At 68.5% G+C, this 26,889-nt stretch carries 27 protein-coding genes; 22 read left to right on the plus strand and 5 right to left on the minus strand.

The genetic code is table 11. The features are described from left to right. The first annotated feature begins 52 nt into the window (after nucleotides 1-52). The 9 genes from C1877_RS02225 to C1877_RS02265 all read left to right on the plus strand — a co-directional run bounded on the left by C1877_RS02225 (nucleotide 53) and on the right by C1877_RS02265 (nucleotide 8,292). Complete coding sequence (locus tag C1877_RS02225; RefSeq protein ID WP_147274496.1) at nucleotides 53-538, plus strand: hypothetical protein; 486 nt, start codon at nucleotides 53-55, stop codon at nucleotides 536-538. Continuing rightward, nucleotides 535-1,182 carry a hypothetical protein gene (locus C1877_RS02230; RefSeq protein ID WP_244909767.1) on the plus strand — a complete coding sequence of 216 codons (648 nt, stop codon included), beginning with the start codon at nucleotides 535-537 and terminating at the stop codon, nucleotides 1,180-1,182. The genes C1877_RS02225 and C1877_RS02230 overlap by 4 nt, the downstream gene beginning before the upstream one ends. Next, nucleotides 1,179-2,054 carry a Flp pilus assembly protein CpaB gene (gene cpaB, locus C1877_RS02235; protein ID WP_114568241.1) on the plus strand — a complete coding sequence of 292 codons (876 nt, stop codon included), beginning with the start codon at nucleotides 1,179-1,181 and terminating at the stop codon, nucleotides 2,052-2,054. Before C1877_RS02230 ends, cpaB begins: the two co-directional genes overlap by 4 nt. Further along, a complete protein-coding gene (locus tag C1877_RS02240) occupies nucleotides 2,047-3,366 on the plus strand; it encodes a TadA family conjugal transfer-associated ATPase (protein ID WP_114568242.1) in 1,320 nt (439 codons plus the stop codon). The genes cpaB and C1877_RS02240 overlap by 8 nt, the downstream gene beginning before the upstream one ends. 112 nt (nucleotides 3,367-3,478) lie before the next feature. Beyond that, on the plus strand, nucleotides 3,479-4,414 hold the full coding sequence (locus C1877_RS02245) for a type II secretion system F family protein (RefSeq protein ID WP_114568243.1): 936 nt from the start codon (nucleotides 3,479-3,481) through the stop codon (nucleotides 4,412-4,414). 402 nt (nucleotides 4,415-4,816) lie between these two features. Next, on the plus strand, nucleotides 4,817-5,539 hold the full coding sequence (locus C1877_RS02250; RefSeq protein ID WP_244909768.1) for a type II secretion system F family protein: 723 nt from the start codon (nucleotides 4,817-4,819) through the stop codon (nucleotides 5,537-5,539). A 15-nt stretch (nucleotides 5,540-5,554) separates the two neighbouring features. Continuing rightward, nucleotides 5,555-7,558 (plus strand): RICIN domain-containing protein, encoded by a 2,004-nt coding sequence (locus C1877_RS02255; protein ID WP_041239219.1) that lies wholly within the window; start codon nucleotides 5,555-5,557, stop codon nucleotides 7,556-7,558. 57 nt (nucleotides 7,559-7,615) lie between these two features. Then, nucleotides 7,616-7,801: a type II toxin-antitoxin system HicA family toxin gene (locus C1877_RS02260; RefSeq protein ID WP_083808963.1), complete on the plus strand. Its 186-nt coding sequence runs from the start codon at nucleotides 7,616-7,618 to the stop codon at nucleotides 7,799-7,801. Between the two features lie 23 nt (nucleotides 7,802-7,824). Next, entirely contained in the window at nucleotides 7,825-8,292 is a 468-nt protein-coding gene (locus tag C1877_RS02265; protein WP_114568244.1) for a type II toxin-antitoxin system HicB family antitoxin, read from the plus strand. 72 nt (nucleotides 8,293-8,364) lie between these two features. Here C1877_RS02265 and C1877_RS02270 read toward each other — a convergent pair whose 3' ends face one another. Genes C1877_RS02270 through C1877_RS02280 form a run of 3 tightly spaced genes read right to left on the minus strand, consistent with a single transcriptional unit; the run spans nucleotide 8,365 to nucleotide 11,717 of the window. Continuing rightward, nucleotides 8,365-9,594 (minus strand): ABC transporter permease, encoded by a 1,230-nt coding sequence (locus tag C1877_RS02270; protein ID WP_114568245.1) that lies wholly within the window; start codon nucleotides 9,592-9,594, stop codon nucleotides 8,365-8,367. After that, nucleotides 9,581-10,768 carry an ABC transporter permease gene (locus tag C1877_RS02275; protein ID WP_114568246.1) on the minus strand — a complete coding sequence of 396 codons (1,188 nt, stop codon included), beginning with the start codon at nucleotides 10,766-10,768 and terminating at the stop codon, nucleotides 9,581-9,583. Before C1877_RS02275 ends, C1877_RS02270 begins: the two co-directional genes overlap by 14 nt. Before the next feature lie 10 nt (nucleotides 10,769-10,778). Further along, entirely contained in the window at nucleotides 10,779-11,717 is a 939-nt protein-coding gene (locus C1877_RS02280) for an ABC transporter ATP-binding protein (protein WP_114568247.1), read from the minus strand. 163 nt (nucleotides 11,718-11,880) lie between these two features. Between C1877_RS02280 and C1877_RS02285 the strand changes: the two genes are divergently transcribed. The 3 genes from C1877_RS02285 to nrdD all read left to right on the plus strand — a co-directional run bounded on the left by C1877_RS02285 (nucleotide 11,881) and on the right by nrdD (nucleotide 14,227). Then, nucleotides 11,881-12,972, plus strand: a complete 1,092-nt coding sequence (locus C1877_RS02285) for a sensor histidine kinase (RefSeq protein ID WP_114568248.1) — start codon at nucleotides 11,881-11,883, stop codon at nucleotides 12,970-12,972. Beyond that, nucleotides 12,969-13,676, plus strand: a complete 708-nt coding sequence (locus C1877_RS02290; RefSeq protein WP_114568249.1) for a response regulator — start codon at nucleotides 12,969-12,971, stop codon at nucleotides 13,674-13,676. Before C1877_RS02285 ends, C1877_RS02290 begins: the two co-directional genes overlap by 4 nt. A 200-nt stretch (nucleotides 13,677-13,876) precedes the next feature. Continuing rightward, nucleotides 13,877-14,227, plus strand: a complete 351-nt coding sequence (gene nrdD, locus C1877_RS02295) for an anaerobic ribonucleoside-triphosphate reductase (RefSeq protein ID WP_015539428.1) — start codon at nucleotides 13,877-13,879, stop codon at nucleotides 14,225-14,227. 122 nt (nucleotides 14,228-14,349) lie between these two features. Here the strand turns inward: nrdD and C1877_RS02300 are convergent, their stop codons facing one another. Both C1877_RS02300 and thrC read right to left on the minus strand, forming a co-directional pair. Next, nucleotides 14,350-14,694: a winged helix-turn-helix domain-containing protein gene (locus tag C1877_RS02300; RefSeq protein ID WP_015539429.1), complete on the minus strand. Its 345-nt coding sequence runs from the start codon at nucleotides 14,692-14,694 to the stop codon at nucleotides 14,350-14,352. A 51-nt stretch (nucleotides 14,695-14,745) separates the two neighbouring features. Next, on the minus strand, nucleotides 14,746-16,320 hold the full coding sequence (thrC, locus tag C1877_RS02305) for a threonine synthase (RefSeq protein WP_181813774.1): 1,575 nt from the start codon (nucleotides 16,318-16,320) through the stop codon (nucleotides 14,746-14,748). A 189-nt stretch (nucleotides 16,321-16,509) separates the two neighbouring features. Between thrC and C1877_RS02310 the strand changes: the two genes are divergently transcribed. The 10 genes from C1877_RS02310 to C1877_RS02355 all read left to right on the plus strand — a co-directional run bounded on the left by C1877_RS02310 (nucleotide 16,510) and on the right by C1877_RS02355 (nucleotide 26,854). Then, nucleotides 16,510-16,791, plus strand: a complete 282-nt coding sequence (locus C1877_RS02310) for a type II toxin-antitoxin system RelE/ParE family toxin (protein ID WP_041240221.1) — start codon at nucleotides 16,510-16,512, stop codon at nucleotides 16,789-16,791. A gap of 14 nt (nucleotides 16,792-16,805) precedes the next feature. Beyond that, on the plus strand, nucleotides 16,806-17,132 hold the full coding sequence (locus tag C1877_RS02315) for a HigA family addiction module antitoxin (protein ID WP_015539431.1): 327 nt from the start codon (nucleotides 16,806-16,808) through the stop codon (nucleotides 17,130-17,132). Between the two features lie 212 nt (nucleotides 17,133-17,344). Then, a complete protein-coding gene (locus C1877_RS02320) occupies nucleotides 17,345-19,315 on the plus strand; it encodes a heavy metal translocating P-type ATPase (RefSeq protein ID WP_244909769.1) in 1,971 nt (656 codons plus the stop codon). Nucleotides 19,316-19,459: 144 nt separating this feature from the next. Beyond that, nucleotides 19,460-19,801 carry a FeoA family protein gene (locus tag C1877_RS15570; RefSeq protein ID WP_015539432.1) on the plus strand — a complete coding sequence of 114 codons (342 nt, stop codon included), beginning with the start codon at nucleotides 19,460-19,462 and terminating at the stop codon, nucleotides 19,799-19,801. A 431-nt stretch (nucleotides 19,802-20,232) separates the two neighbouring features. Beyond that, entirely contained in the window at nucleotides 20,233-20,469 is a 237-nt protein-coding gene (locus C1877_RS02330; RefSeq protein WP_015539433.1) for a FeoA family protein, read from the plus strand. A gap of 350 nt (nucleotides 20,470-20,819) precedes the next feature. Continuing rightward, nucleotides 20,820-23,201 (plus strand): ferrous iron transporter B, encoded by a 2,382-nt coding sequence (gene feoB / locus C1877_RS02335; protein ID WP_114568291.1) that lies wholly within the window; start codon nucleotides 20,820-20,822, stop codon nucleotides 23,199-23,201. A 148-nt stretch (nucleotides 23,202-23,349) separates the two neighbouring features. Then, the gene (locus C1877_RS02340; RefSeq protein ID WP_087190010.1) at nucleotides 23,350-23,589 is read left to right on the plus strand and encodes a hypothetical protein; all 240 of its coding nucleotides are present in this window, start codon (nucleotides 23,350-23,352) and stop codon (nucleotides 23,587-23,589) included. Nucleotides 23,590-24,101: 512 nt separating this feature from the next. After that, nucleotides 24,102-24,482, plus strand: coding sequence for a metal-dependent transcriptional regulator (locus C1877_RS02345; RefSeq protein WP_041239223.1), 381 nt, complete (start codon nucleotides 24,102-24,104; stop codon nucleotides 24,480-24,482). A gap of 311 nt (nucleotides 24,483-24,793) precedes the next feature. After that, nucleotides 24,794-25,777, plus strand: a complete 984-nt coding sequence (locus C1877_RS02350; RefSeq protein ID WP_244909770.1) for an FtsB family cell division protein — start codon at nucleotides 24,794-24,796, stop codon at nucleotides 25,775-25,777. 75 nt (nucleotides 25,778-25,852) lie between these two features. Then, nucleotides 25,853-26,854, plus strand: a complete 1,002-nt coding sequence (locus C1877_RS02355; protein ID WP_015539436.1) for a Ppx/GppA phosphatase family protein — start codon at nucleotides 25,853-25,855, stop codon at nucleotides 26,852-26,854. The last annotated feature ends 35 nt before the right edge of the window (nucleotides 26,855-26,889 follow it).

Consider the following 26,889-nt stretch of genomic DNA (forward strand, 5'->3'; position numbering starts at 1 on the left):
GGCAAGAGGCGGTTTGCGGGGGCGGCGCGCACCCGAGCGCGGGAGCGAGATCGTGCAGTCCGTGGTTGCGGTGCCGCTCGTGCTGCTCGTGGTGTTCGCGACCGTGCAGGCGGGCGGCATGATGCTCTCCGTCAACCGCCTGACGGCCGACCTCGCGCGCGCCTGCCGGCAGATGGACACGGCCGGGCTCGCCTTTGCCGTCGACCGCGAGCGGTTTGTGGCGGACGAGGTGCTGGGTGCGGCGACGCAGCTAAAGCCCGATCTGCTGACGGTTTCGAACGTGCGGAGCGAGGCGCTGGGCGCGGTGCAGGGCGCGCGCCTTGCACCGGGGGCGACGAGCAGGGCGGCTGGCGAGGAGGGCGCCGGGGCAGGCGCGGGAATCGTGCAGCGCACGGATGCCGTGCGCGTGTCGTTCGACGTGCGCTACGAGCTGCCCTCCCTGATGGCGGTGCCGGGGCTGGCCCACCGCACGATCGCACGGCACGTCGAGTGCGAGCAGCTGGCAGGGAGGATCGTGGAAGTGGAGGTGGGGGCATGAGCCGTGGCGTCCTTCGGCGGCGCCGCATGCCGGGGGCGTCCGAGCGCGGCACCATCGCGCCGCTGGCGTTGACGGCGGTGCTGCTCCTGTTCGCCGTGCTCGCGTTCTCGGTCGACCAGGGCATCGCGTGCGCGGCGAAGGTGCGGCAGGAGAATGCGGTCGATGCCGCGCGCGATGCCTGCTTCGACGCCTCGTTCGCCCTGATGGCGAAGAACGCCGACGACCCGGGGCTTGCGGTTGCGCGCAGGATTGCCGAGTCGCTGCGCTCGGCGGGGTTCTCCGGCGCGGCCACCGTGTGGTTCTTCGAGGTGCCGAAGGAGGACCTGCTGGCCTCCCGCCGCGTCTGGGGCGTGGCGGTGCAGCTGCAGGAGCAGGCTCCCACGGTGTTCGCGCGCGGGTTCGGCATCGAGTCGCTGCCCGTGGCATCGAAGCGGGTGCTCGTGGCCGAGCCGTTCGCCGGATCGGTGGTCTGGCGGCCCGACCGATCGGGCGGCGAGGTGTTCGAGCTGGCCTCCGGCGCCGAACCGACGGCGCTGGCGCGAAGGGGCTTCGACCGGCTGGACGACGGCCCCGCTGAATTGGAACGCGAGGTCCGCGCTGCCGTTGCGGCGGCGGGCGGGCCGGCAGAGAGGAAGGGTCCATGATCATGCAACGGGCAAGGGAGTGGACAGGCACGCCGTCAGGCTATGCCAGCCGCGCGGCCGCATCGGCGGCGACGGAGGGGCAGCCGGCCTCGACCGGGGGAGCGCGTGCGCGGCCCGATCGGCCCCCGGCGCCGCGCAGCCCGCAAGACCCCCGAAGGGTCAAGAGCCTGGCCGCCGTTGCGGCCGCCTCGGTGGCGGTCGCGCTGGTTGCTGCGGCCTATGGCACCTGGGCGGCGCTGTCCGCCCAGGCGGCGGTGGAGGCCGCGAACGCGGATGCGCAGCCCACGCTGGTGGCCGCCGACGACATACCGGCGGGGGAGGTGCTCGCGGCCTCGTCGTTCGAGGTGCGCTCGGTGCCGCGCAGCCTGCGCGTGCAGACCGCGCTCGGCGCCGATGCCCTCGAGGGCGCCGCATCGATCGTGGGGCAGCGCGCGCTGGCCGACTTGCCAGCTGGCACCCAGGTCACGCCGGCGGCGGTGTCCGGACGTGCGGAGGGCGCGCGCCTGTCGGCCGCGCTCGCGGCGGATCGGCAGGCCGTGACCGTGGCGGTGGACGCCGAGTCGGGTCTGGCGGGCCAGCTGCGCCCGTCGGACCGCGTGAGGGTGGTCGCCCTGGAAGGCGCGGCTTCGGGAGAGGCCTTCCTCTCTACCATCTGCGATGACGTGCGCATCGTCTCGCTCGACGGCGACCGCGTGGGCGGGGACGGCGCCTACACGTCCGTGACTTTGGAGGTATCGGCGGAGCAGGCCGATGCCGTGCGCGCCGCGCAATGGGCCGGGAAGGTGAGCCTCGTGCTCATGCCGGCGCTCGCGGAGCCTGCGGCAGCGGATGCTGCGGAAGACGGTGCGGCGAAGGAGGCCTCCGATGGATAAGATGCTCGAGCGTGCGCTCAAGGCCTCCGTGCGCGACGAGGTTGCGGCAAGGCTCGGAGGCGTAGCCGCAAGTCCCGCCCAGGTAGAGGAACTGGTGGCCGAGAGCGTAGGCGAGCTGAGGCTCGACTACGGCGCGCAGCTGGATCCTTCCGAGGCCCATGCTCTCGTCCGCGCGCTCATCGACGATTTCCTGTACTACGGCCCGCTCCAGCCGCTGCTCGACGACGGATCCATCACTGAGGTGATGGTGAACGGCGGCGGCGTGGACCTGTCCGATCCGTCGCTGCCGTTCCTGCCGCCCATCGTGTACGTGGAGCGGGCGGGACGGCTGGAGTACCGGCCGGACATAGCCTTCGACGATGCGGGCCACGTGCGGCGGATCATCGACAAGATAGCCGAGCAGGCCGGCGTCCGCTGCGACGAGGCCCACGCCATGGGCTGCGCCATGCTGCCGGGCGGCCGGGCGCGCGCCACGTTCGTCGTGCCGCCGCTCGCCCCCGACGGCCCGGCGCTCAACCTGCGCATGTTCAAGGAGGACCTGATGGGAATGGGCGACCTGGAGCGCGCAGGAGCGCTCACGCCCGCCATGTCCGACTTCCTCCGCTCGGCCGTTGCGGCGCGCTGCCCCATCGTTATCTCGGGCGGCACCGGCTCGGGCAAGACCACGCTTCTGAACGCGTTGTCGGAGTTCATCCCCGCGGGCGAGCGCGTGATCACGCTGGAGGACACGCCCGAGCTGCGCCTTCGCACGCCGCACACCGAGCGCATGCAGACGCGCGAGGCGAACGTGGAGGGCGAGGGCGCGGTGGGCATGCGCGAGCTGGTGGCCATCGCACTCAGGCGCCGCCCCGACCGCATCATCGTGGGCGAGTGCCGGGGCGCGGAGGCCTACGACATGCTGCAGGCCATGCAGACCGACCACCCCGGCTCCATGACCACCGTGCATGCGAACGACCCTGGCAACGCCATCAGCCGCCTGCGCACCATGGTGGGCTATGCCGACGGCGACTTGAACCGCGAGGTGATCATGCAGCAGATAGCCGAGTCGCTCTCCGGCGGGCTCATCGTGCACGTCGAGCGGCTGCAGGACGGGAACCGCCGGGTCACGAGCATCGTGGCCGTCGACCCGCTGCCCGAGGGCGGCGCGGTCATCCCGCGCGCGGAGCTGTTCGCCTACGACGTGGCCGGAGTGGACGACCACGGCTGGGTGGTGGGCGCCTGGCGGGCATGCGGCATCCAGCCCCAGCATATCAAGGAGCGCATGGTGGCCGCGGGCGTCTGGTACGACCCCGCATGGTTCTTCGCGGAGTAGCGGCCCCGGTTTGCCGAAGGCCCGCGCGGCAAGCCGGGCGAGGGTGCCGGATCGCCCTGCCGCTCTGGGCGGCTGGTGGTCGGCAAGGCTGTTTTGGACGAGGGAGGAAACGATGGTCTACCTGGTTGCATCGACCGCCATCGTGGCGGTATGCGCCGTCCTGGCGGCGAGGGTGATCGGCTGCGTGAGGGAGGAACGGCTCGCGCAGCGGGCCTGGGCTGCGCCAGCGGTCTCGGGCGGGACGTCCGGCGGCCCTCTTCGGGACGCGCACCCGGCCCGACGCGCGGCTGCCGGGCAGGAGCGCGACACGCCGCTTGGCAGGCGCCTCTGCGCCGCGGGCGTCGAATTGGCGCCACGGCAGTGGATCGCCGTCGTCGCCGGCGCGGCGGTTCTGGCAGGAGCGTGTGCGTGCGCGGCGAGCGGGGTTGCCGCGTTCGGGGCGATCGCGGCAGGCGCCGTGCCCGCGCTGGCCTGCGTGCAGGTGCGCCAACGTGCCCGCAAGCGCAGCGAGCTGCTGGACGTCCAGCTCGCCCACGCGCTTCCGCAGATAGCGGCCAGCCTGCGCAGCTCTCTCACGCTGGAGCGTGCGCTGCGCGTCGGCCTCGTGCATATGGACGACCCCCTGCACGGCGAGATCGCGCGCGTGCTGGCCGACGCGACCTACGGCACGCCCCTGCATGAGGCGCTGGAGGCCATGGCGCGCCGCACCCAGAGCGAGGACGTGAGGACCCTCGCCTCGGCGGCGCGGATGCGCCAGGGCAGCGGCGGCAGCGTGGCGGCAGCCCTCGCCCTGGTCTCGTCGCGCGTGAACGCCCGCCTGAAAGCGGCGCGCGAGCTCAAGGTAGAGGTGGCGGGGACGCGCCTGGCGAAATGGTTCGTCGCCGGGGCCATGCCCGCCATCTTCCTCATCATGTACGCGATGAACGCCGATTTCGCGCGCTTCTACACGACCGAGCCGCTCGGCTGGGCCGTGCTCGGCGCGGCGGCGGTTCTGGAAGCGGTCGGCCTCGCGTTGGCGCATGCCGTGACATCGCTCGATCGAAGGTAGGGGTCCGCGGGGCGGGCGGGAAGCGGAGGTGCGGAAGTGACGGGATCAGGGATAGCAGTCGTCGTGCTGCTCGTGTTGGGCGGCGGGGTGGCATGCGCCGTATACGAGGTGATGGTCAGAAAATTCGCCCCTCCGCGCACCGGCCGGGCGGCGGCGGGAGAGGCATCGGCCGGCAATCGGCCGCAGCCGCCGCATGAGGGTGCAGGTGCGCAAGGAGAGGAGGCAGGCGCGTCGTGCCGGGCGGCCGGGAGAGCGCATGATACAGGTGGGCGGAGAAGGGGTTGGAAAAGCGCCTTGCGAGGGCGCTCGGAGGCTCGGAGCGGCGCTCCCCGGCCAGGGGTCGGCGTGCACGGTGCATCGGGCGATGCCCGAACCCGCTTCCTCGGTGCAGCAACGCGGTGCGTGGAGCGCCTGCTGCCCATGGCCAGCGCCGACGGCGAGGCGTACCGGGCCGAGATAGCGCGTGCCGGGTGGGGTATCGAGCCTGAGACGTGGCGCGTGCTGCGCATCGTGGCCGCGGCAGGATGTGGGGCGATGGCGGGCGTTGGGGCGATGGCCTCGGGCGCGGCGCCGCCTGCATCGGGCACCGCCGTGGGCATGGCGGCCGTTGTCGGATGGACGGTGCCGCGCTTCGCCATCGCGCGGGCGGCTGACCGCCGACGTCGGGCGATCGAGGCGCAGCTACCCGACGCCATGGAGCTGCTGGGCATCGCGATAGCGGCCGGATCGCCGGTGGAGCAGTGCTTCAGGGAGGTGGCGCAGAACCTCCGGCCGCCGCTCTCGGGCGAGTTCGAGGCCGTCGACCGCGAGGTGAACCTGCTGGGCCATTCCCGCGAGCAGGCGCTCGACCATCTGGCGGCGCGGTGCGCGAGCCGGGACGTCTCGGCGTTCGTCGCCCAGCTCGCCCAGGCGGTGAGCCAGGGCTCCTCCATCGCCGAGGGCCTGTCGTCCCAGGCGGCCCTCGCCCGCGAGACGGCGCAGGCGGCGGCCCTCGAACGTATCCGCAAGATGCCGACCAAACTGGACGTGGTGCTGTCGTTCTGCTTCCTGCCGCCCACCATCGCGCTCGTCGTCGTGCCGACGGTAGTGGACCTGCTGGAGTTTCTGAACGACACGCTGCAATGAGGGAAGGAGGCCGCCATGGCCGGGCAGAAGGGGAACGGTGCGGCTTTCGATGCCGTGCAACCGCGTGATCGCGCCATCGCACGGCGCAGATTTTTAGGCTTAGGGGGTGCGGCGGCGCTTTCGCTCTTGCTGGCGCCGCGTCTGGCCTGGGGCGGCGTGGGGGGTGGCAGCTGGGGGAGCGCCGGAGCGACTGCGCACCCCGGATCCCATTTCGGCTACGACGGGGGCTGGGGGTATTCCAGCAACGGCAAGGTGTGGCTCGCGGTGAGCTGCAACGCCACCGTCGGGCGCATGACCGAGCTGTTCTTGGAAGTGAGCGTGACCTCTTACTACGCGAACGGCGGGGTGTGGTCGCCCACCTGGTTCACCGATTACCCCGACACGCACGTCGACTCGTTCGTGCGCAACGGGGCGGGGGTCTGGCTGTCCTCCACGAGCGGCTTTTACGACACCACGTACGATTGCGCATGGTTCCAAGGTCCCTATGCCACGCACCGCCTGCGCGTGGCACGGGAGGCCTGGGACTGGTGGTCGTGGGCCGGGGTGCGCGCCTGGTGCGACTCTCCCGACAGCGCCTACGGCATCAACACCACGGCCGAGGCATCGCAGCTGATCCCGCACCATCCGCTCGTCGACGACCGCTCGTGGCAGGGCAGGATCGTCACCTTGCGCCCCGAGGCTGCGCCCCACCTGCGTCTCGACGCCGCCGGGGGAGGCACGGCGAACGGGACCAACATCATAGGCTGGAGCGCGTCGGACTACACGAACCAGCACTGGCTCGTGCTCACGAGCGCCCAGGGCCGCACGTGCCTCGTGCCCGTGCACACGGGCGAGGCGCCGCTTTTCGCCGATGTGTCCAGCAATGACTGGAACGACGGCGACAACGTGCACCTCTGGAGCGGCACGGGCGGCTGGAACCAGTCGTTCTGGCTGCATGACCTGGGCACGGGCTACCATATGATCGTGCCCGAATGCTCTGGCTGCGCCCTCGACCTGGAGGGCGGCGGGCAGGGCAACGGCACGAACGTGGCGCAATGGAACTGCTATGGCGATTGGGGCAACCCCAACCAGCACTGGGCCTTGGAAGAGCCGCTGTTCCGCGAGCGGGAGCCGGGCGCGCTGACGCTCTCGGCAGCAGGCGGCACCGCCGATGCGGGTGCGGGTGGGGCCGGGGAGGTTGAGCCGGGTGCGGCGCTCTCGCCCACCGACCCCGACCTCGCTTGCCTGCCGCGCAACTACCCAGGAACGGCGGGCATGGGCTACCGGTACGCCTGGTATCGCGGTGGGGCGCCGGGGGAGCGCGCGGAATGCGTTCGAGGCCCGAGCGAGGAGCCGGCGTACGAGGTGGCCGAGGTTGATGAGGGCGCGTACCTCGTCTGCGTGGTGACGGCCTATGCGCGCTACGGCAACGTGTCGTACCGGGGCGAGGCCGAAACCGCATCGGTGCACGTCCGCTCCCTCCGTGCACGCGTGCGCTTCTTCGCCGACGCCGATGCAGAGCCGTGCTTTGCGGACCAGCTGGACCGCGGGAGCGCTTATACCGTGCCGCAAGCTGCCTGGCAGGCGGCGGCGAAGCCCGACTGTGCTGGCGTGGACGGCTGGTACCGCGATGCGTCCTGCACTGAGGCCTTCGTTGGGGGCGCTCTGGTCGAAGACGACCTCGACCTGTTCGCGTGCAACCGCGTGGAGCTGACGTACGCCCAAGCAGACCGCTCCTGCCTGCTGGCCTCGCCGCGCGCGTACTACCTCGACGAGGCATGCGAGCACCCGCTGCCCGACCCGTCGGCCTTGCTGCCGCCCCAGGCAATGCTCCGTTACGGCGGCCGCGTGTCCTTCGCCCGCGGGGCGAGCGCATGGTACGAGGATATGGGCCGCGTTCGCGAGGCGTCGTGCGCCCTGGGCGCCTACGCCGCCCCCGACGCGGCCGACCTCCCGCTCCGCAGCGCCCGACTCACTCGCAATACGACGGCCTACCTTTTGTGGCGCACCCCCGCCTACGACGGCATCTCGCTCTCATGATGTAAACCTTACTCTTGAGAAATACTTACTCGTGCGTTATAGTAAAAGGAGCGAAAAATGCCGCCTAAACCATCAAAAGTGTACCGTCGTCTTCTCAAGGAGGGTTGGCGGGATTCAGGATTGGGCAAAGGCTCGCACAGAGTGCTTACCAAAAACGGCGTAACGATAACCATTCCCTATCATGCCCGCGAGTTCAAAAAAGGGCTTTGGGAGACTATCAAGAAGCGCGCTGGCTGGCGATGAGGGTTTTGCTGAAAGGAGTCGACATGCGCTACACCTATCCAGTGCTCGTCATCGAGGACGAGCTTGGTGGCTACTGCACGTACCTGAACGATTTTGACCAGGTGACGCAGGGGGACAACATCGCCGAGGCCATCGAGATGGGGGCGGATCTTCTCGAGATCATGCTCGACGACTACCTCCAGCTCGACAAGCCCCTCCCCAAGCCGACGTACCCGACGGAGCACGAGGGTCTGCTCGTGGCTATCTCGGTTGACGTGAACACCGAGCGCGGTCTGCTCACCACGCGGATGGCCGCGATCGAGCTCGGCGTGAGCGACGCTCGCGTGCGGCAGATGGTGTGCTCGGGCCAGCTGGCCTCCAAGAAGATCGGCCGCGACAACTACGTCTACCTGTGGAGCATCCGCGAGCGCCAGGCCAACCCGCCGAGGCCCGGCCGCCCTAGGAAGAAGGCCGCCCCCGCCCCTGCGAAGGAGGCGGGGGCGGCAAGGTAGCGGCCGTCCGTCGGCGCCGGAAAAGCCCGCGCCGACGGACGGCGGGCCCCGGCGAAGCCCCGGCGCGGCCCCTTACGCCCCCGTCAGGCTCGCGGCCGCGTTGCCGCCGGCCTCGGCCGAGCGCATGCGCACGCGTCCCGCGGCCAACGCCACGGCGAAGACGGCGGCTGCGAACAGTACGATGACCCCGAGGTTCGCCAGAATGGGCGCGGCGGTCTCCCAGGTGACTTCGGCGAGGTGCGCGCTCTCGGTGACCGCCTGGGTGTACCAGTACGTGGGGAAGAACTTCGCCGCCGTCTGCATCTCGGCGCCGAGCAAGTCCAGGCTGATCCATGCGCCGCCCATGAACGCCATCACCATGCCGCCGATGTTGCCCACGGCGTTCGTGGTCGCCTCGCCCACGCCCAGCTGGCCCAGCAGGAAGCCCACCGCCAACGGCACGAGGGCCAGCGCGAACGCCGCCGCCAGCATGAGCGCGACGGCTCCGCCGGGAACGCCTTCCAGCGTGTATCCGAACGCCGCCAGCCCGATACCGCAGGTCACCGCGCACACCGCCACGGTCACCAGCAGGCTGGCCGCCGCTTTCCACAGACCCAGCCGCACGCTGCTCTGGGGCCCCACCTGCGTGCGCCGCAGCACGTCGGTGCGGTTGAACGCGCCCATGAGCAGGCTCACGCATACGATGATGGAGGCCATGAGCGTGTAGGAGCACCACATGAGGTAGAACGCGAAGCGGTCGGCCGGGATGGCCCCGTCCTGCGTCTTCACCGTCTCGACGGCGGCCGTCTGCGCGGCGGCATCGTCGGCGCGCGCCATCACGTCGGACGCAGGGGCGTCCGGCTCGAGCGCGGCCTCGGCCCGCACGAGCCCCAGGTACTGGTTCGCCTGCTGGTCGAGCAGCGTGCCGGCCATTGTCCCGTAGCTGTACGCCACCTCTACGGCGGGCGCGTCCTCGCCCGAGCGCGCGGCCTCCAAAAACGCGCGCTCGTACCCCTCGGGCACCACGAGCACGCACTTGACCTGCCCCGTGGCCACGGCGTCCTGCATCGCGAAGGACTCGTCGGCCACCTCCACCTGCTCGCCGTGCTCTCCCAGAAACGCGGCCAGGCGCTCGGAGAGCACGCTGCCGTCTCGGTCGACGACGGCGAACGGCGCCTTCACCGCCTCATAGCTTCCCGCGTTCGTGTCAGGGGCGACGCCCATGGCCACGAACAGCCCCAGCAGGCTCAAGAATCCCACGTACACGACCACGTACACGGGGTGCGTGAGCACCACGCGCAGGGCGGTTTTAAATACTTGCATAGCGCTGCCTCCTTATGAACAGGGCGGACACGGCGAACACGACGGCGGTCATCGCCAGCAGAAGCCCAACCTTGCCGAAGAAGGGCTCAAGCGAATCGTAGTAATACAGGCTGTAGAACGTGTCGGTGACCACCTTCGCAGGGTTGAGCGAGGCGAGCAGCGGATAGTCGCGCGCCAGCTGGTCGGCCATGTTCATCACGGGCTCGCCGTAGAGGCCCGCGAACAGCGAGAGCAGGCAGGTCGTGCCCGTGAGCAGGCCCGTCTTCACGCCGAATCCCACCTTGGGAAGCGATCCCAGAAGCGTGCCGAACGCGGTGGAGAACAGCGCGCACACCGCGATGGCTCCGATGCAGGCAACCTCCCTGCCTGCGAAGTCGATGCCCGCCGTGAAGCGCATGTAGGCCAGCGCCGCAAGAAGGCATGCCGTCGCCAGCACCCAGCTGGCCGCCAGCGCCGCCGCGAGCGTCTTGCCCCGGCTCACGGCGCCCACGGCCCGGCGCGCGCCGAGGGCCGAGAGGTTCGGTTGCGCCTCGCACACGGCCACCATCCCTATCTGCGCGCAGAACAAGCAGGCCATGCCCAAGAGCGCGTAGTAGAACCGCACCGACTGCGAGGGCTCGTTGTGCGTCAGCGACACCTGCACGGTGGCATCGCCCTGCGAGAGCGCGCGTTCCACCAAGCCGAGGTCGGCCAACGCCATCGGGTTGTCGTGCGCGATGCCCTGCAGCAGGTCGGCGTTGCGCACGTACGTGTCGGCCACCGTGTTCAGGATGGTGCGGCCGACCTGCATCGTGCTCACGCCCATGCCGTCGGAGACGGGCGACACCGCCAGGTGCGGCATGCCCTCGCTGTCCACGGACAGCACGCCAACCACGTCGCCCGCCTTGAGCGCCCCCCGCGCCTCCTCGGCGGTGGCGAACTCGCGCACGTCCAGCAGCTGGTCGTCGCCGGGCTGGGACAGCTCGTCCACCAGGGTGGAGAACCCCTCGTCGGCGCGGTACGCGTCGTCGGCCACCACCGCCGTGGGAACGGCCTCGAACGCCGTCGACTCGTCCAGGTTCGCGAACATGAACATGAACAGGGTGGACAGGATGATGGGGAAGATGAGCGCCCACATCGCCAGCTCCGTCTTCCGCGTGAGCACCGCGAGTGCCCCTCTGAATGCGTTCCACATGGCCGGCCCCCTAATCCCTCAAAGCCTTGCCGGTGATCTCGAGGAACACGTCGTTCAGCGTGGGAGGCTCGGCGTAGATGCGCCCCGTCGCCACGCCGCGCGCCGCCAGCACGCCCAGCACGTCGGCCACGTTGTGCGCGCCGTTGCCGCAGTCGGCCTCGAGCATCGTCCCGTCGAAGGACGCCCCCAGCACGCACGGCAGCGCCCGCAGGGCGGCCAGCGCCTCGTCGTCGCAGGCATCCACCTCCACGCGGATGCGCTCGCCCGTGCCGATCATGGCCTTGAGCTCGTCGTTCGTGCCGGTGGCGAGCGCCCGCCCCGCGTCCATGATCATGATGCGCGTGCAGATGTCCTCCACCTCCTCCATGTAGTGGCTCGTGTACACGATGGTCGACCCCTGCGCGTTCAGGCGCAGGATGCCCTCGAGGATGGAGTTCCTGCTCTGCGGGTCCACGGCTACGGTGGGCTCGTCGAAGAAGATGAGCTCGGGCTTGTGCGCAATGCCGCACGCGATGTTGAGGCGGCGCAGCAGGCCGCCCGATAGCTTGCGCGGGCGGAACTTCGTGTAGTCCTCCAGCCCCACGAACGCGATGGCCTCCTCCACGAGCTCCTGGCGGCGGCGCCTGTCGTCCACGTAGAGCGCGCAGAAGTAGTCGATGTTGCCGCGCACCGTGAGCTCCTCGAACACGGCCACGTTCTGCGGCACCACGCCGATGCGCCGCTTCAGGTCGTAGCGCGACGGCTTCATGTCCTCGCCGAACAGGCGGATGGCGCCCTTGTCGTAGGTGAGCAGCTGCAGCATGCAGTTGATGGCCGTGGTCTTGCCCGAGCCGTTGGGGCCCAGAAGGCCGAACACCTCGCCCGGCGCGATGTGCAGGCTGAAATGGTCGAGCGCGACCATGTCGCCGTAGCGCTTCACCAGGTTGTCGACCGCGATGATGTCTTCCATGGGGGATCTCCCTACCTTCTCCTCGATGATGCCTCCATAATGCCCGGTCTGCGCCCGCACCGCCAGTGAGCGCCGTCACCGATCGTCGCTGCCGGTATGACAAATGTCACGGATTCGCCTGCGGCCGCCCGTGCGGCGACGTGCGACCTGCTACCATGGCCCCATGGAGAGAATCGTCGACAAGGTCGTCGTGCTCGCGTGCTGCCTCGCATGCTTCGCCGTGCTGCCATGGGGGGTCGCGCTGCTGCTGGCGCTGCTGTGCTCCGTGGCCGCCTCGGCGCTCGGCGAGGTGCTGCCGCGGAGGCTCGCCTCCGTTCCCGCGCTCGCCTACGCGCTCGCGGCGCTCGTGTGGCCGCCCTTCGCGGCGTTTCTGGCCCTCGCGGCGTACGACCTCTCGCGCGACGACCACCCGCTGGTCCGCTGGTGCTGGCTGCTTCCCGCGCTCTCCGCGCTCGTGCGGCTCGATGCCGTGCTCGCTCTCCTCATGGCGCTGGCCTGCGCCTTGGCCCTTCTGCTGTCGTACCGCACGCGCCGCTTCCAGGCCGAGCTCGCCGCGTACCGCCGCCTGCGCGACGACGTGCAGGAGACGTCGCTCGCGCTCGAGGAGAAGAACCGCGGCCTGCGCGACAAGCAGGATCTCGAGGTGAGGCTGGCTACGCTGGCCGAGCGCGGGCGCATCGCGCGCGAGATACACGACAACGTGGGGCACCTGCTCACGCGCTCCATCATGCAGGTGGAGGCGCTGCAGGTGGTGCACCGCGACGACGAGCGGGTGCGCGGCGAGCTCGCCCAGGTGGGCGACACGCTGCACGAGGCCATGGGCTGCGTGCGCGCGAGCGTGCACGACCTGCACGACGACGCGTTCGACCTGGAGACGCAGATCCGGGAGGCGGCGGACGCCTGCGCGACGCTCGCCGTGGACATCGACTACCGTGCATCCGACGTGCCGCCCGACGTGGGCTACGGCTTCATCGCCATCGTGCGCGAGGCGCTCTCCAACGCCGCCAAGCACTCCGACGCCAGCCGCGTGTCGGTGTCGGTGGCCGCCTACCCGGCGTTCTACCGGCTGGTCGTGCACGACAACGGCTCGGTCCCGCCGCCGTCCGACATGCTGGGCGACGCGCCCCGCGCCGACGGGGGCATCGGATTGTCCACCATGGCCGATCGCGCCCGCGCGCTCGGCGGCCGTTGCCGTTTCGACTACGACCGCGGCTTCAAAGTGTTCGCCACCGTTCCGAAGGGGGACCCCGCATGAGCGAAGCGCCCGCCGCCGAGCCTCTCCGCGTGTGCGTCGTGGACGACGACCCGTTCGTCACCGCGTCGCTCGCCACCATCCTCTCCGCCGAGCCCGACATCGTCGTGGCGGGCGAGGGCCATGACGGCGAGGAAGCCGTGGCGCTGTTCGAGCGCGAGCGCCCCGACGTGCTGCTCATGGACATCCAGATGCCGGGCGTGGGCGGCCTCGAAGCGGCCGAGCGCATCCTGGCCGCGCACCCGGAGGCGCGCGTCGTGTTCCTCACCACGTTCTCCGACGACGAGTACATCGTGCGCGCCCTGCGCCTGGGCGCGAAGGGTTACCTTATCAAGCAGGAAGTGGCCACCATCGCCCCGGCGCTGCGCTCGGTGACGGCCGGCCAGAGCGTGCTCGGCGGCGAGGTGCTCGGCCGCGTGGACGCCCTCATGCGCGGAGCCGTCCCGCCCGCCCCCGAGCCCGCACGCCTCGAAGCGCTCACCGAGCGCGAGCGCGCCATCGTGGGGCTTGTGGCCGAGGGCCTGGACAACAAGGAGATCGCCGCGCGCCTCTACCTGAGCGAGGGCACCGTGCGCAACCACATCAGCGCCATCCTGCAGAAGCTCGCCCTCAAGAACCGCACCCAGCTGGCCATCGCGTTCTACCGAGGCGTGACAGAGGGACGTGACAGAGGGACGGGGATAATGTCACATTCTGCGACGCGGTAGGGCTTTGGCAGACATATTGGAATGTGACATTATCCCCGTCCCTCTGTCACGTCCCTCTGTCACGCCTCGCCCGCCGCAGCCGCCCTCCGTCCTGGCTGCCGTTGCCCGGCCGTTGCCGGAAACCTCCTGCGCGCCGCGCGCCGTTGTGCTATGATGGCCCCGTAAATGATACTAAAACTATACCATTTAAAGGAGCCATCATGTCCCAGCAGATCGAACTGAAGGTTTCCGGCGTCGACGTCGCCATCTCCTACGCCAACGAGCACGACAAGCCGGTCACGCAGCGCGAGATCGAGGCGTACCTCGACCGTGCGCACGCCCAGCACCCCGGCCAGGTGCTGCAGTCCCTCAAGCTGGACGTCGACGGCGAGGACGTAGGCATCTCCTACGGGTTCGAGGCCGTTCCGTTCGACCGCATCCGCCGCATAACGGGCTATCTGGTGGGCACGATGGATCGTTGGAACGATGCCAAGACGGCCGAGGAGTCGGATCGCGTCAAGCACGGCCTCTCCCGCGAGGATCGCGCTTTCACCTGCTCGAACGGCTGCTAGCAAGTCCGCAACGCACGCGAGCCCCGAGAAGCGGCCGCCCGGCTCCCCTCCGGGCAAGCGCCTCTCGGGGCTCGCTGTCTTCTCCTGTCGCCTCGCCTGCTTAGCATGCGAGGCGCTTCCCGCTAGCCGAGGATGCGGGCGAACTCCTTCTCGGCGTCTTCCTGCAGCTTCTTGTCGATGGCCACGTAGGCGTCGAGCAGCTTGTCGCCGGCCTCGGTCAGGGTGGATCCGTGCGCGCCGTCGCGGTCGAGCAGCTGGATGCCCAGCGCCGCCTCGGTGTCCTTAACGATGCGCCACGCCTTGCTGTAGGCCATGCCCATGCCCTTGGCGGACGCGTTGAGCGAGCCCGTCTCGCGCACGCCCAGGCACAGGTTCGCGATGCCGCGCCCGAACAGCGAGCCGCTCTCGGAGTCGGGGTTCATGATGGAAAGCCGGATGGTCGGCTTCAGGTTCGCAAGTTCGCTCATAGTCTGTCCTCGTCCTTCTCTTGTCGCGTCCGCCGCCGTTGCGGGGGACCGTCAGTCTCGATCGTCGCGTCCGGGCGCCGCTGCGCCCAGCTCCTCCAGGAAGCGTGCGGCCGCCGCCTCGATGCTGTCCGTGCCGCCCTCGATCACCTCGTCGAAGCGGATGGGCAGCGCGTCGAGCTCGGCCAGGCCGCGGGGGATGTCATGCTTGCCCGTCTCCTGCGCGATGAGCTCGTTCAGCTCGCAGCCGGAAAGCGCGGCCACGTCGGCGGGCAGCGCGGCACCCGGCTCAAGCCCGTGCAGCGCGCGGTACACGTTGTCGCCGAACTTGGCCCAGTGCGCCGTGCTCGCGATGAGCACGGGGTTCTCGCCCCGCAGGTTCTCGGCGGTTCGGTAGGCCACGGCCGTGTGCGGGTCCAGCAGGTAATCGTGCTCGTCGAACACGCGCTTGATGGTGTCCAGGCACGTGGCGTTGTCGATGGAATCGGAGGCGAACTGCTCCCTCACGCGGGCGAACGTGCCCTCGTCCACGCGGAAGCGGCGCTGCTCGCGCAGGTCGGCCATCCAGCCGGCGATGGCCTCGGCGTCGCGGCCCGTCAGCTCGAACAGCTGGCGCTCCAGGTTCGACGACACGAGGATGTCCATCGAAGGCGACGGCGTCAGCACGAAGGGGCGCTCGGAGATGTCGTAGGTGCCCGTGTTGATGAAGTCGGTGAGCACGCGGTTCTCGTTGCTGGCGCAGTACAGCATGCCCAGCGGCACGCCCATGCGCTTGGCGTAGTAGGCGGCCAGGATGTTGCCGAAGTTGCCGGTGGGCACGCACACGTCCAGCTCGTCGCCCAGTCCCAGTTTGCCATCGGCCACGAGCTGCGCGTAGGCCGACACGTAGTACACGATCTGGGGCATGAGGCGCCCCCAGTTGATGGAGTTCGCGCTCGACAGCGCCACGCCGTGCGTATCCTGCAGCTTTTCCGCGAAGGCCTCGTCGCCGAACACGTTCTTCGCGCCGGTCTGGCAGTCGTCGAAGTTGCCGCGCACGCCCCACACCTGCACGTTGCGGCCGCGCTGCGTGGCCATCTGCTTGAACTGGATGTCGCTCACGCCCCCGTCGGGGTACATCACGCCGATGGACACGCCGTCCACGTCGCGGAAGCCCTCGAGCGCGGCTTTGCCCGTGTCGCCCGACGTGGCCACGAGGATGAGGAAGTCGTGGTCGAGCTTGCCCTGCTCGCGCAGCTGGGCGGCGCTTGCGGAGAAGAACCGCGGCAGGCACTGCAGCGCCATGTCCTTGAACGCGCTCGTGGGGCCGTGCCACAGCTCCAGCACGTGGGTGTCGGCCGTGAGCGACGTGATCGGGCAGATGCGCTCGTCGTCGAAGTTGCTGCCGTAAATCTGCGCCATGAGCGCATCGACGGTCTCGGCCGGCAGGTCGGTGTCGAACGCCCGGTAGATGCGCGCCGCGCGCTGGGCGTAGGGCAGCTGCGCCAGCGCCGCGATGTCCTCCAGCGTAAGCTCCGGGATACGCTCGGGCACGTACAGCCCGCCGCCCGCCGCCAACCCGTCGACGACGGCTTCCGTGAACGTGACCGGACGGGGCCCTGCGCCCCGCGTGTCGATGTAGAGGTTCAAAGCCTTGTCCTGCGCTTTCTGCTCGAATTCGCACGTTTTGATTATCCATCCTAAGTATACTATGTTCCGAAAACAACCGGCGCGACGCGAGACCCTGTTTTTCTCCCTGAAAACTTGATTTGCCATGAACCATCTTGTCCGCTTCAGTTCGTGGTTGTCATGCGTCACGTGATGCGTTACACTCTCGCTATGATAAAATCGTTTGTCGATAAAGCTACCGAGCAGCTCTTCTGCGAGGGTTCTTCGAAGAAGCTCCCTGTGGATGTTGCCGGGCGCGCGTTGCGGAAGCTGGACATGTTGGATGCCGCGGTGTCGGTGGGCGATATGCGGGTTCCACCAGGAAACAGGCTTCATGCCTTGCAAGGCGATCGTGCTGGCCAGCACGCGGTGTCGGTGAATGGCCAATGGCGCATCTGCTTCAGGTTCGATGGTGAAGATGCTTACGACGTTGAAATCTGCGATTACCACTGAGGAGGTGGCGAATAATGGCCGAATCGAGGAACATGCTGATCGTCTCGCGGAAGCCCACGCATCCGGGCGAGGTGCTACGCGAGGAGTTCATGCCGGACTACGAGTTGAGCGTGGCGCAGCTGGCGAAACGGCTGGGCGTCTCGCGGCAGTCGGTGAACGAGCTCGTGCGTTGCCGTCGCGCCGTGACCTCCGATATGGCGCTGCGTCTGTCGCGGCTGTTCGGCACATCGCCCGAGTATTGGTTGAACTTGCAGCGCAACACCGATTTGTGGGAGTCGCTCGACCTCCATCGCGATGATCTCGAGCGCATTGAGCCGCTCGCCTTGGACATGGTGGGCTGAGCCCCTTTCGCCCGTCCGACCGCCTCGTTTCCGCTGCGCAACGGTTCGCCCTCGTACCGCGCGGTGCTGCTGCCCTGTCCTACGCTGGTGCCGATTAGGCAGGCGAGGCAACCGATGAAGGTGAGGCGAAGCGGATGGGCGGGCACGACGGAGTACGCGAGGACGGGCGGGGCGGTTCTTCCGGAAAGGGCGCCTCCGAAGGCGGCATGGCGATGCACGGGTCGGACCTCAAGCGGCGCTTCTTCGCGAGCCTCGTGCTCACGGTGCCTATCCTGCTGTTGTCGTCGCCCATGGGGCTTACGCTCCCCATCACGCTCACGTTCCCCGGGTCGGACTGGGTCGTGGCGGTGCTCGCCACGGTGCTGTTCGCCTACGGCGGCTGGCCGTTTCTGCGCGGTGCGGCCGACGAGCTCAAGCGCCGCCAGCCCGCCATGATGACCCTGGTGGCGCTCGGCATCACCACGGCCTACGCCTACAGCATCTACGCCTTCGTCCAGCGCTCGGTCCTGCACGCGGACGGCATGCACATGGACTTCTTCTGGGAGCTGGCCACGCTCATCGTCATCATGCTTTTGGGCCACTGGGTGGAGATGCGGGCTGTGATGGGCGCGGGCGACGCGCTCAAGGAGATGGCCGAGCTCCTGCCGGCGCAGGCGCACGTGGAACAGCCGGGCGGCTCTTTCGCCGACGTGCCGCTCGACGAGGTGCAGGTGGGGCAGACCGTCATGGTGGAGGCGGGGGAGAAGGTGCCCGCCGACGGCGAGGTCGTGCGCGGCGAGTCGCAGGTGAACGAGGCGCTCGTCACCGACGAGGCGCGCGACGTGGCCAAGGGCGCGGGCGACTCCGTGTTCGGCGGATCGCAGAACGGCGACGGCACGCTGTACGTGCGCGTGACCGGCACGGGGGAGTCGGGCTACCTGGCCCAGGTCATGAAGCTGGTGTCGCAGGCGCAGCAGGAGAAGTCGCGCGCCGAGGTGCTGTCGGACAAGGTGGCGCGCTGGCTGTTCTACGCGGCCGTGGGCGTGGGCATCGCGGCCTTCGCCGCGTGGCTTGCCGTCACGGGCAGCGTGGGCGACGCGCTCACGCGCATGGTCACGGTGTTCGTCATCGCGTGCCCGCACGCGCTCGGCCTGGCCATACCGCTCGTGGCGGCGCGCTCCACGTCCATCGGCGCGCGGAACGGCCTGCTCGTGCGCCGCCGGCGGGCGCTCGAGGTGGCGCCGCGCGTTAACGTGGTGATGATGGACAAGACCGGCACGCTCACCGAGGGCGACTTCCGCGTGGCGGAGGTGCGCGCGGTGGGGGAGGGACGCAGCGACGACGAGGTGCTTGCGATCCTCGCCGGGCTCGAGCAGTCGTCGTCTCATCCGCTGGCCGCGAGCATCGTGGCCGCTGCTCGCGAGCGGGGCGTGCGCCCCGAGCCCGTGCGCGACGAGCGCGCCGTGGCCGGCGTGGGCGTGGAGGGCGTGCTCGAGGACGGCCGGCAGGCGCTCGTCGCGAACGCGCGGCACCTGGACGAGCAGGGGATTCCCTACGATCGCGACCTGTTCCAGTCGCTCGCGGGCCGCGGCCTCACGGTGAGCTTCCTCGTGATCGACGGTGCCGCAGCCGGCGTGGTGGCGCAGGGCGACGAGGTCAAGCCCACGGCGCGCGAGGCGGTGCAGCAGCTCAAGGAGCGCGGCATCGCGCCCGTCATGCTCACGGGCGACAACGAGGAGGCCGCGCGCGCCGTGGCCCGCGACCTGGGGATCGACGAGTTCCATGCCGGCCTCGTGCCCCAGGACAAGGTGCGCCTCGTGCAGGAGCGCCGCGCGGCGGGGGACACCGTGATGATGGTGGGCGACGGCATCAACGACGCGCCCGCCCTCGCGAAGGCGGACGTGGGCGCCGCCATCGGCGCCGGCACCGACGTCGCCATCGACTCGGCCGACGTCGTGCTGGTGAAGAGCGATCCCGAGGACATCGTGCGGCTGCTCGACCTGGGCACGAGCACCACGCGCAAGATCAAGCAGAACCTCTGGTGGGGCGCCGGCTACAACATCGTGGCCATTCCGCTCGCCGCCGGCGTGCTCGCGCCCGCGGGCATCCTGCTCAGCCCCGCCGTCGGCGCCGTGCTCATGAGCCTGTCCACCGTCATCGTGGCCGTGAACGCCATGACGCTCAAGGCCGGCGACGAAGGGTAGGCTGGCGGCGCACGCGCCCCCCCCGAAAGGCGCGGGCAATCAGCTGCGCGGGCATGTGAGAGAAAAAGTTAACCAAGACTTCCATTTCTTAAAAGTTTGCTATAGAATACTTTTTGTTACATGAAGCTAACTGATGGGAGCCATATGGGCAATGCAACGGCAGCGGGCATGGGTAGGCAGGCGGGCGTGCGAGCCCGCGCGCATGCCGGCACGGGTATCGCATGCGTCGACGCGGGCACGATGCCCGGCGCCGCGTGCCGCCAGATGCCGCTCTCGTTCCTCGGGAGTGGCGAGACGGCCACGATTGCGAAAGTGCGCGGCAAGGGCGACCTGCACCACCATCTGGAGAACCTGGGGTTTGTGGAAGGTGCGCGCGTCACGGTGACGGCCGAGGCGGCGGGCGACCTCATCGTGGAGGTGAAGGGCACGCAGGTCGCGCTCAACAAGCAGATCGCGTCCCGCGTCATCACGAACGCCGTCGCTTAGGCGCTGCGGGTGCGTCCGGGTGCTTGCGCGCACGAGTCGCCGTCCATTTTTCCGTTACCCGATTTTTCGTACAAATGTTTCACGTGAAACATTCGAAAGCGGAAATTCGGGCTAACGGTAGCCGGATGGTCGACGGTGCGCTTCGGACGCCCCAAAGCCCTGCATGCACCCAAGGTCGCAAGCATCGCACGCGCCAAGGTCGCAAGCACCTAGGTCGTACGCGCCAAGGTCGCACGCTCGGCTTGCATACCTATTTCGCAGGTCCGACCGCCCAGGTCGCGCACTCGGCCGAAGTGTCCAGGCCTCATAATCCGGCCCGGTGCCCAGGACGCGCATGCGGACATGCCCGCGGGTTTCGCGTCTCCTGAAGTTGGCGAAGTCAGAAAGGGCCGGGCGCTGCAGGCGCCTGGCGAGGAAGGAAGGAGCGGTACATGGCAGAAGGCCAGGGCAAGACGCTGCGCGATGTCGCCATCGGCGAGTCGGCCACGGTGCGCCGCCTGACGGGCGAAGGCGCCGTCAAGCGTCACATCATGGACATGGGTATCACGAAGGGCACGGAGGTGTTCGTGCGCAAGGTGGCCCCGCTGGGCGACCCCATCGAGGTCACGGTGCGCGGCTACGAGCTGTCGCTGCGCAAGAGCGAGGCAGGGAATATCTTGGTGGCCTGACGCCCGACGGCTCGGAGAAAAGGCCGACGCCGCGGCTCGTCTCCGCCTGCCCGACGGCCAACGAAACGGGTCGACGCTGCGGCTTTCCGTGGCACTCCATCTTGCCGCGCTGGCTTGGGCTCACGTGCAAAAGCACGCTTCGCCCAACCCATCACGCCAATCTGGAGCACCACGAAAACCCTTGCTGGCATCGGCGGACCAGCGGCTTTGTTTTTTGGGATTGAGTTAGTTACAGTTAACTTTGTAGGGCACAGGAAGATAGAATCTTCCGGCGAGGGAAACGCCGGATGGAACGGAACAGCCGCACGGCGCGGGAACCGCCGGGCGGCACGGAGCGGGAAAGGCAGAACATGGGAATTCGCATAGCGCTTGCCGGCAATCCGAACTGCGGCAAGACGACGATGTTCAACGACCTGACCGGGGCCTCGCAGTACGTGGGCAACTGGCCGGGCGTTACCGTCGAGAAGAAGGAGGGCACCTACGCGCACGCTTTGGACGTCACCATCACGGACTTGCCGGGCGTCTACTCGCTCTCGCCGTACTCGCCCGAGGAGATCGTGACGCGCGACTACCTGCTGGGCGATGCGGCAGCTGCGGGCGGGAAGGGCTCCGGCCGTCCCGACGCGGTCATCAACCTCGTGGACGCCACAAACCTCGAGCGCAACCTCTACCTTACGACGCAGATCCTCGACCTGGGCCTGCCGGTGGTGGTGGCGCTGAACATGATGGACCTGGTGGAGAAGAACGGCGACAAGATCGATGTGGCCAAGCTGTCGGCCAGGCTGGGCTGCCCCGTGGTGGAGACGTCGGCGCTCAAGGGCCGCGGCATGGACGAGCTGCTGAAAACCGCCATCGACGCGGCGAAGAAGGGCACGCCGGCCGCGTCTGACCTGCGCTTCACCTCCGAGGTGGAAGAAGCGCTGGGCCGTGTCATCGACGTGCTGGGTACGCGCGTGACCCCGAACGTGGCGCGCTGGTACGCCATCAAGCTGCTGGAGGGCGAGCAGAAAACCATCGACAAGCTGGGCCTGCCTGCCGGTGACCTCTCGGCCGTTGCAAGCATCCGCGAGGCGCTCGAGAACAGCCAAGACGACGACGCCGAGAGCATCGTCACCGGCGAGCGCTACGACGCCATCGGCGACGTGGTGTCGGAGACGGTGAAGAAGTCGCTCAAAGGCGCCACCACCACGCAGAAGATCGACCGCGTGGTCACGAACCGCTGGCTCGGCATCCCCATCTTCATCGTCATCATGACGCTGGTGTACTACATCTCCGTGTCCACCGTGGGCACGCTGTTCACCGACTGGGCCAACGACGGCGTCTTCGGCGACGGCTGGCTCTACACCGGCACCGAGCAGTACGACGAAGCGGTCGGCGTTTGGGAAGAGAACGTGGCAGCCGCCGAAGAAGCCGGCGCAAGCGAGAGCGAGCTGGCGCTCTTAGCCGAAGAGGAGCCCGATCCCGCAGAGTTCGGCGTGTACATCCAAGGCCTCACGCCTGTGGCTACTGAGGCGCTGGAGTCCATCGGCACGGCACCGTGGCTCATCAGCCTCATTGTGGATGGCATCATCGCCGGTGTGGGCGCGGTACTCGGCTTCGTTCCCCAGATGATCGTGCTGTTCTTGCTGCTGTCCATCCTAGAGGCCTGCGGTTACCTGGCGCGCGTCGCGTTCATCATGGACCGTATCTTCCGCAAGTTCGGCCTGTCGGGCAAGAGCTTCATCCCCATGCTCATCGCGTCGGGCTGCGGCGTCCCCGCCGTCATGGCCACGAAAACCATCGAGAACGAGAAAGACCGTCGCATGACCATCATGACGACGACCATGATCCCCTGCGGCGCGAAGTTGCCCATCATCGCACTCGTGTTCGGCGCCATCGCTGGCGGTGACGCGGGCACCACCTGGTGGATCGCGCCCGTGTTCTACTTCTTAGGCGTCATCGCTATCATCGTGTCCGGCATCATGCTGCGCAAGACGAAGATGTTCGCCGGCGAGGCCACGCCGTTCATCATGGAGCTGCCGCAGTATCACATCCCCGCCGTGAAGAACGTGCTTATGGCCACGTGGGAGCGTGTGAAGAGCTTCATCGTGAAGGCCGGCACGATTATCTTCCTGTCGACCATCGTCATCTGGTTCCTCATGAACTTCGGCTTCTACGAGGGCGCGTTCGGCCTTCTCGACACGGAAATGGAAGGCTACATCCAGTACAGCCTCATGGCCGGCTTGGGCAACGCGCTGGCGTGGGTGTTTGCGCCGCTCGGCTTCGGCAATTGGGAGTCAACCGTCACCTCCATCACAGGCCTCGTGGCCAAGGAGAACGTCGTAGCCACGGTGGGTATCCTCACCAGCCTGGGCGATGCCGGCGAGGCCGACCCGTCCATGTGGATGGCGTTCGGGGCGCTTATGGGCGGCAGCGTGCCGGCGATCATGGCCTTCTGCGCCTTCAACCTGCTGTGCGCCCCGTGCTTCGCCGCCATCGGCACCATCCGTCGCCAGATGGCGAGCGCGAAGTGGACCTGGTTCGCCATCGGCTACATGACGGTGTTCGCGTGGGCCGTGGGCCTGATGATCTACCAGTTCGGCATGCTGCTGAGCGGTGGCGAGTTCAGCGTGTGGACTGCCGTCGCCGTCGTGGTGCTGGTGGGCATGCTGTTCCAGCTGTTCCGCCCCCTGCCCGAGTACAAGGACAAGGGCGGCGCGCCGCAGGCCGAGGCCGAGCAGGGTGTTGCGTAAGGCTCCTGCAGGAACCGAACGGCGGGCGCATCCTGCGCCCGCCGTTCGGTGCGTTCGGACTGACGCGAGCGCGTGAGGATATTTCTCGCGAATCATCTGTGCGAAAAGCAATGCGCCGGAAAGCGGCGCCGTGGAAAGGAGGCGGCTCGTGCTGCCATTGGAGATAAGTCCGGCAACCGTCATCATCGGCCTTGTTATTGCGGTGCTGGCCGTGCTAGCCGTGCGACGCCTGGTGCGCCGCGGCACCTGCGACTGCCACGACCACGGAGGAGGCCCGGCGAAGGGCGGCTGCGCGGCAGGAGGCTGCGCTGGGTGCACCGGGTGCGGAGTCGCAGATGCCCTGGTCGCCGACATTGAGCGCGCCGCCAAGCAGGGAAGCGCTCGGTAGGCGCTCGGCAGGCGCGGGCGCAGGGAAATCCAATATATGGAGGAATTGTAAACCAAGGCAAACTATCGCCCAGCACCCCTTGACCTCGCACGTAAGTTAGCATAGACTAACAAATGTCAGAAAGCGACAGCGAAGCTCCTCAAGCGCAAGGCAGGCGCCAACGGAACGCTCGAGCTCTCTGCCTCCTCTTCTTGCTGACACGGCGGCGAAGGCTCCTCTCGTCTGGTCATTCGCCGCACAGCATCGCCGACGGGGGATCCCCCCCCCTCTTCCCCCGTCGGCACTCCTCCCTTTCAGCCTCTTCTCATCTTCGCCTTCGGCGTTCTCTCGGATCTGCGTTTTCCTGTGGCAGGCTGTCAAACTTCGCGGCCCACCGTTTCGAGTGCGACCGGCCGCGACGCTTTCTGCCTCCCGGCGTGCAACGCTCGGGGACTACGGGGGGGGGCTGATGCCGCCCTTTCGGAGGGGGCGAGGGGTGTGGTACCATGGGCGAGGCGCGAAGGAGGGTTCCTGTGGAAAAAATGTCCATGTCGCACGAAGATTATCTCGAGGCCATCGTCATGTTGGGCGGTACGACGGAGGCGTCGGTTCGTTCGGTCGACATCGCGACGAAGCTCGGCGTGTCCAAAGCGTCGGTCAACAAGGCCGTGACGTCCCTGAAGGAGAAGGGCCTGGCCGACCAGCCGTACTACGGCGACATCACGCTTACCGAAGAGGGCTACGCCTATGGAACGTCGGTGCTCGACCGCCATCACATGCTGTTCTCGTTCCTCACGAAGGCCCTCGGCATTCCCGAGGAGCAAGCCGAGCGCGAGGCGTGCCTCATGGAGCATGCCATCAGCGACGAGTCGTTCGAAAAATGGAGTTCTTATATTAAGAAGCTCGATCTCTAGTCCTTGAGAACGCCGCCCTCGAGCGGCGTTTTTTACGGTTTCACCCGCGCTTCGGGCCGCGATTCAACGGTTTCTCAACGGGCCGGCTGTGCGCCTGCGTCCGGTGGCGGGGCCCCTGCTTCTGTGGTATCCTTGAGCAAGCTTCTGGCATTACACCCACCATCAACGAACCACGATGCTAAGAGGAGCGCACTCCATTGGGCAACCAAGCGAATATACTTTCGTTTGACGAGGTAAAACGCGATTCGGGCGCAAGGCGCTCGTCTGTCGCTGCGCCTTTGCGGCCCTCGCGGAGGCGCCCTGCCGGCAGCGTGGAGCAGGGCGTTTCCGCATCGGTGCGCCCAGCCGGGCGCGCGGGCGCCTCTGCCCGTTACGCGGCCTCGCGGCCCCTCTCGGATGCCGCGCGCATCTCCGGCACCGCACCGCGCACGGCTTCCCTCGTAAATCCTGCCCGGCCGCGTTCTATCGTCGATGATTTCCCCGCCTCCTCGGCGCGGGCCGCCGTTACCGCGTACGCCGACCGCGGTTCCCGCATCGAACCTGCCGGCACCGCGCCGCGCCGTTGCCGGGGCGCCCATGCCAGGCAATCCTTCGTCGACCTCGACGAGCCCGACGAGCGTTCCGCTGATCGCGGCGAGGCGGAGGACGAAGCCCCCGATAAGCGCTCGCGCCTGCAGGAGTTCCGCCGCAGGCGCCAGAAGGACCGTGCCGACAAGAAGTTCGACAAGCAGTTCGGCGGCAGCCGCGCAACCGATGCGCCGTCCGCGGGATCGCGCGCGGCCGTGTACAAGGGCGAGATGGGCTCCAACCACAAGCGCGCCGCGCGCATGCAGAACGACGCAGCCGGCAAGGCGCGCACGTTCTCGCTCGCATCGCTCAATCCGCTCGCACTGCTCTCCTCGGGAAAACAGTCGCCGAAGGCCATCGCCGGCCTCGGTTTTGTCGCGTGCCTTCTGCTCACGTGCTGGTTTTTGTACACTCCGACGCAGCAGCTGTACCATTCGGTACGCGAGCACGACCGGCTCCAGGCGGAGTACGCGGCCATCGAGCAGCGCAATGCCTCGCTCGAGTCCGAGGTGGGCACGCTGCAGACGGACGCCGGCATCGAGGACCGCGCGCACGAGCAGTTCGGCTGGGTGCCGGAGGGCGAGCAGACCGCCAACGTGCACGGCCTTGCCGCCGACGCCGGCAACGACGAGGGCTCGAACTTCACGGCGAACATCGTGGCCGGCAGCGTGGAGGCGCCCGAGACGTGGTACTCGCCGGTGCTCGACGCCCTGTTCGGCGTGAAATAGCCCCGTATTCGCGCGCGCCCGGCCCGCGCACGGGGCGGCCCGTGCGACCGAAGCATCCAAGGAGGAAGCGACCCTATGGCAACCCATCTGACGGATCCCGCGCCTACCTGCACGGCCCCCGGCACGCTGCGTCCCGGCCGCTATGCTGCCATCGACATCGGTACGGTGACGTGCCGCATGCTCGTGGCCGACATCGACGAGGCAGGAGCGCTGCACGAGCTGCGGCGCGAGTACGCCATCACGAACCTGGGCGAGGGCGTGGACGCCTCCGGCGTGTTGAGGCCCGAGGCCATGCAGCGCGTGGCCGACGTGGTTGCCCGCTACCAGGCCATCCTCGACGCGTGCGAGCCGGAGGACGGCGGCGGCATCACCGTGACGGCCGTGGCCACGTCGGCCTCGCGCGATGCCCGCAACGCCGACGAGTTCGTGGCCCTGCTGGCCGAGGCGGGCATCACGCTGACCGTCGTGCCGGGCGAGCGCGAGGCGGCGCTGTCGTTCGCGGGCGCGTCGTGCGACTTCGCGGGCGAGCGCATCCTCGTGGTGGACGTGGGCGGCGGCTCGACTGAGCTCGTAGCCGGGCGGGCGGGCGAGGCGCCCGTTCAGGCGCATTCGTTCGACATCGGGTGTCGCCGCGTGACCGAGAAGTTCCTGGAGGCCGATCCGCCTTCCGACGAGGAGCTCGGCCGTGCCCGCGCGTGGATCGCCGAGGAGATGCGCTCCTACTTCGACGACCTGGGCGCCGGCGGGTTCGCGCCCGAGCGGGTGGTGGCGGTGGCCGGCACGGCCACGAGCGTGGTGGCGGTGCACGAGCGCATGGCGGAGTACGACTCGTCGCGCGTTCATCGGTCCGTGGTGGAGCGCGCCGTGCTGGACGAGGTGTACGCCCAGCTGGCCAGCGTGGGTCTGGATGAGCGCCGCCGCACGGCAGGCCTCGATCCCGGCCGCGCCCCCGTGATCGTGGCGGGCCTTGTGATCTTGCAGGTGGTGCTGGACCTGGCCGGCATGCCGTCGTTCACGGTGAGCGAGTCCGACATCCTGCACGGCATCGTGCTGGAAGCCGCGCGCGCAGCCGTGTAGCATGCGTTGCGGCCGCATTGCCCCGTCCCGCCCGC

This window comes from Gordonibacter pamelaeae (assembly GCF_003340385.1).
In the GTDB taxonomy this organism is placed as follows: Bacteria; Actinomycetota; Coriobacteriia; order Coriobacteriales; family Eggerthellaceae; genus Gordonibacter; species Gordonibacter pamelaeae.

Bases quoted from the DNA above. Each gene is read 5' to 3' on its own strand.
- C1877_RS02230 (WP_244909767.1), top strand. From the start codon at position 535: ATGAGCCGTGGCGTCCTTCGGCGGCGCCGCATGCCGGGGGCGTCCGAG.
- cpaB (WP_114568241.1), top strand. From the start codon at position 1,179: ATGATCATGCAACGGGCAAGGGAGTGGACAGGCACGCCGTCAGGCTAT.
- C1877_RS02240 (WP_114568242.1), top strand. From the start codon at position 2,047: ATGGATAAGATGCTCGAGCGTGCGCTCAAGGCCTCCGTGCGCGACGAG.
- C1877_RS02245 (WP_114568243.1), top strand. From the start codon at position 3,479: ATGGTCTACCTGGTTGCATCGACCGCCATCGTGGCGGTATGCGCCGTC.
- C1877_RS02255 (WP_041239219.1), top strand. From the start codon at position 5,555: ATGGCCGGGCAGAAGGGGAACGGTGCGGCTTTCGATGCCGTGCAACCG.
- C1877_RS02260 (WP_083808963.1), top strand. From the start codon at position 7,616: ATGCCGCCTAAACCATCAAAAGTGTACCGTCGTCTTCTCAAGGAGGGT.
- C1877_RS02265 (WP_114568244.1), top strand. From the start codon at position 7,825: ATGCGCTACACCTATCCAGTGCTCGTCATCGAGGACGAGCTTGGTGGC.
- C1877_RS02270 (WP_114568245.1), bottom strand. From the start codon at position 9,594: ATGCAAGTATTTAAAACCGCCCTGCGCGTGGTGCTCACGCACCCCGTG.
- C1877_RS02275 (WP_114568246.1), bottom strand. From the start codon at position 10,768: ATGTGGAACGCATTCAGAGGGGCACTCGCGGTGCTCACGCGGAAGACG.
- C1877_RS02280 (WP_114568247.1), bottom strand. From the start codon at position 11,717: ATGGAAGACATCATCGCGGTCGACAACCTGGTGAAGCGCTACGGCGAC.
- C1877_RS02285 (WP_114568248.1), top strand. From the start codon at position 11,881: ATGGAGAGAATCGTCGACAAGGTCGTCGTGCTCGCGTGCTGCCTCGCA.
- C1877_RS02290 (WP_114568249.1), top strand. From the start codon at position 12,969: ATGAGCGAAGCGCCCGCCGCCGAGCCTCTCCGCGTGTGCGTCGTGGAC.
- nrdD (WP_015539428.1), top strand. From the start codon at position 13,877: ATGTCCCAGCAGATCGAACTGAAGGTTTCCGGCGTCGACGTCGCCATC.
- C1877_RS02300 (WP_015539429.1), bottom strand. From the start codon at position 14,694: ATGAGCGAACTTGCGAACCTGAAGCCGACCATCCGGCTTTCCATCATG.
- C1877_RS02310 (WP_041240221.1), top strand. From the start codon at position 16,510: ATGATAAAATCGTTTGTCGATAAAGCTACCGAGCAGCTCTTCTGCGAG.
- C1877_RS02315 (WP_015539431.1), top strand. From the start codon at position 16,806: ATGGCCGAATCGAGGAACATGCTGATCGTCTCGCGGAAGCCCACGCAT.
- C1877_RS02320 (WP_244909769.1), top strand. From the start codon at position 17,345: ATGCACGGGTCGGACCTCAAGCGGCGCTTCTTCGCGAGCCTCGTGCTC.
- C1877_RS15570 (WP_015539432.1), top strand. From the start codon at position 19,460: ATGGGCAATGCAACGGCAGCGGGCATGGGTAGGCAGGCGGGCGTGCGA.
- C1877_RS02330 (WP_015539433.1), top strand. From the start codon at position 20,233: ATGGCAGAAGGCCAGGGCAAGACGCTGCGCGATGTCGCCATCGGCGAG.
- feoB (WP_114568291.1), top strand. From the start codon at position 20,820: ATGGGAATTCGCATAGCGCTTGCCGGCAATCCGAACTGCGGCAAGACG.
- C1877_RS02355 (WP_015539436.1), top strand. From the start codon at position 25,853: ATGGCAACCCATCTGACGGATCCCGCGCCTACCTGCACGGCCCCCGGC.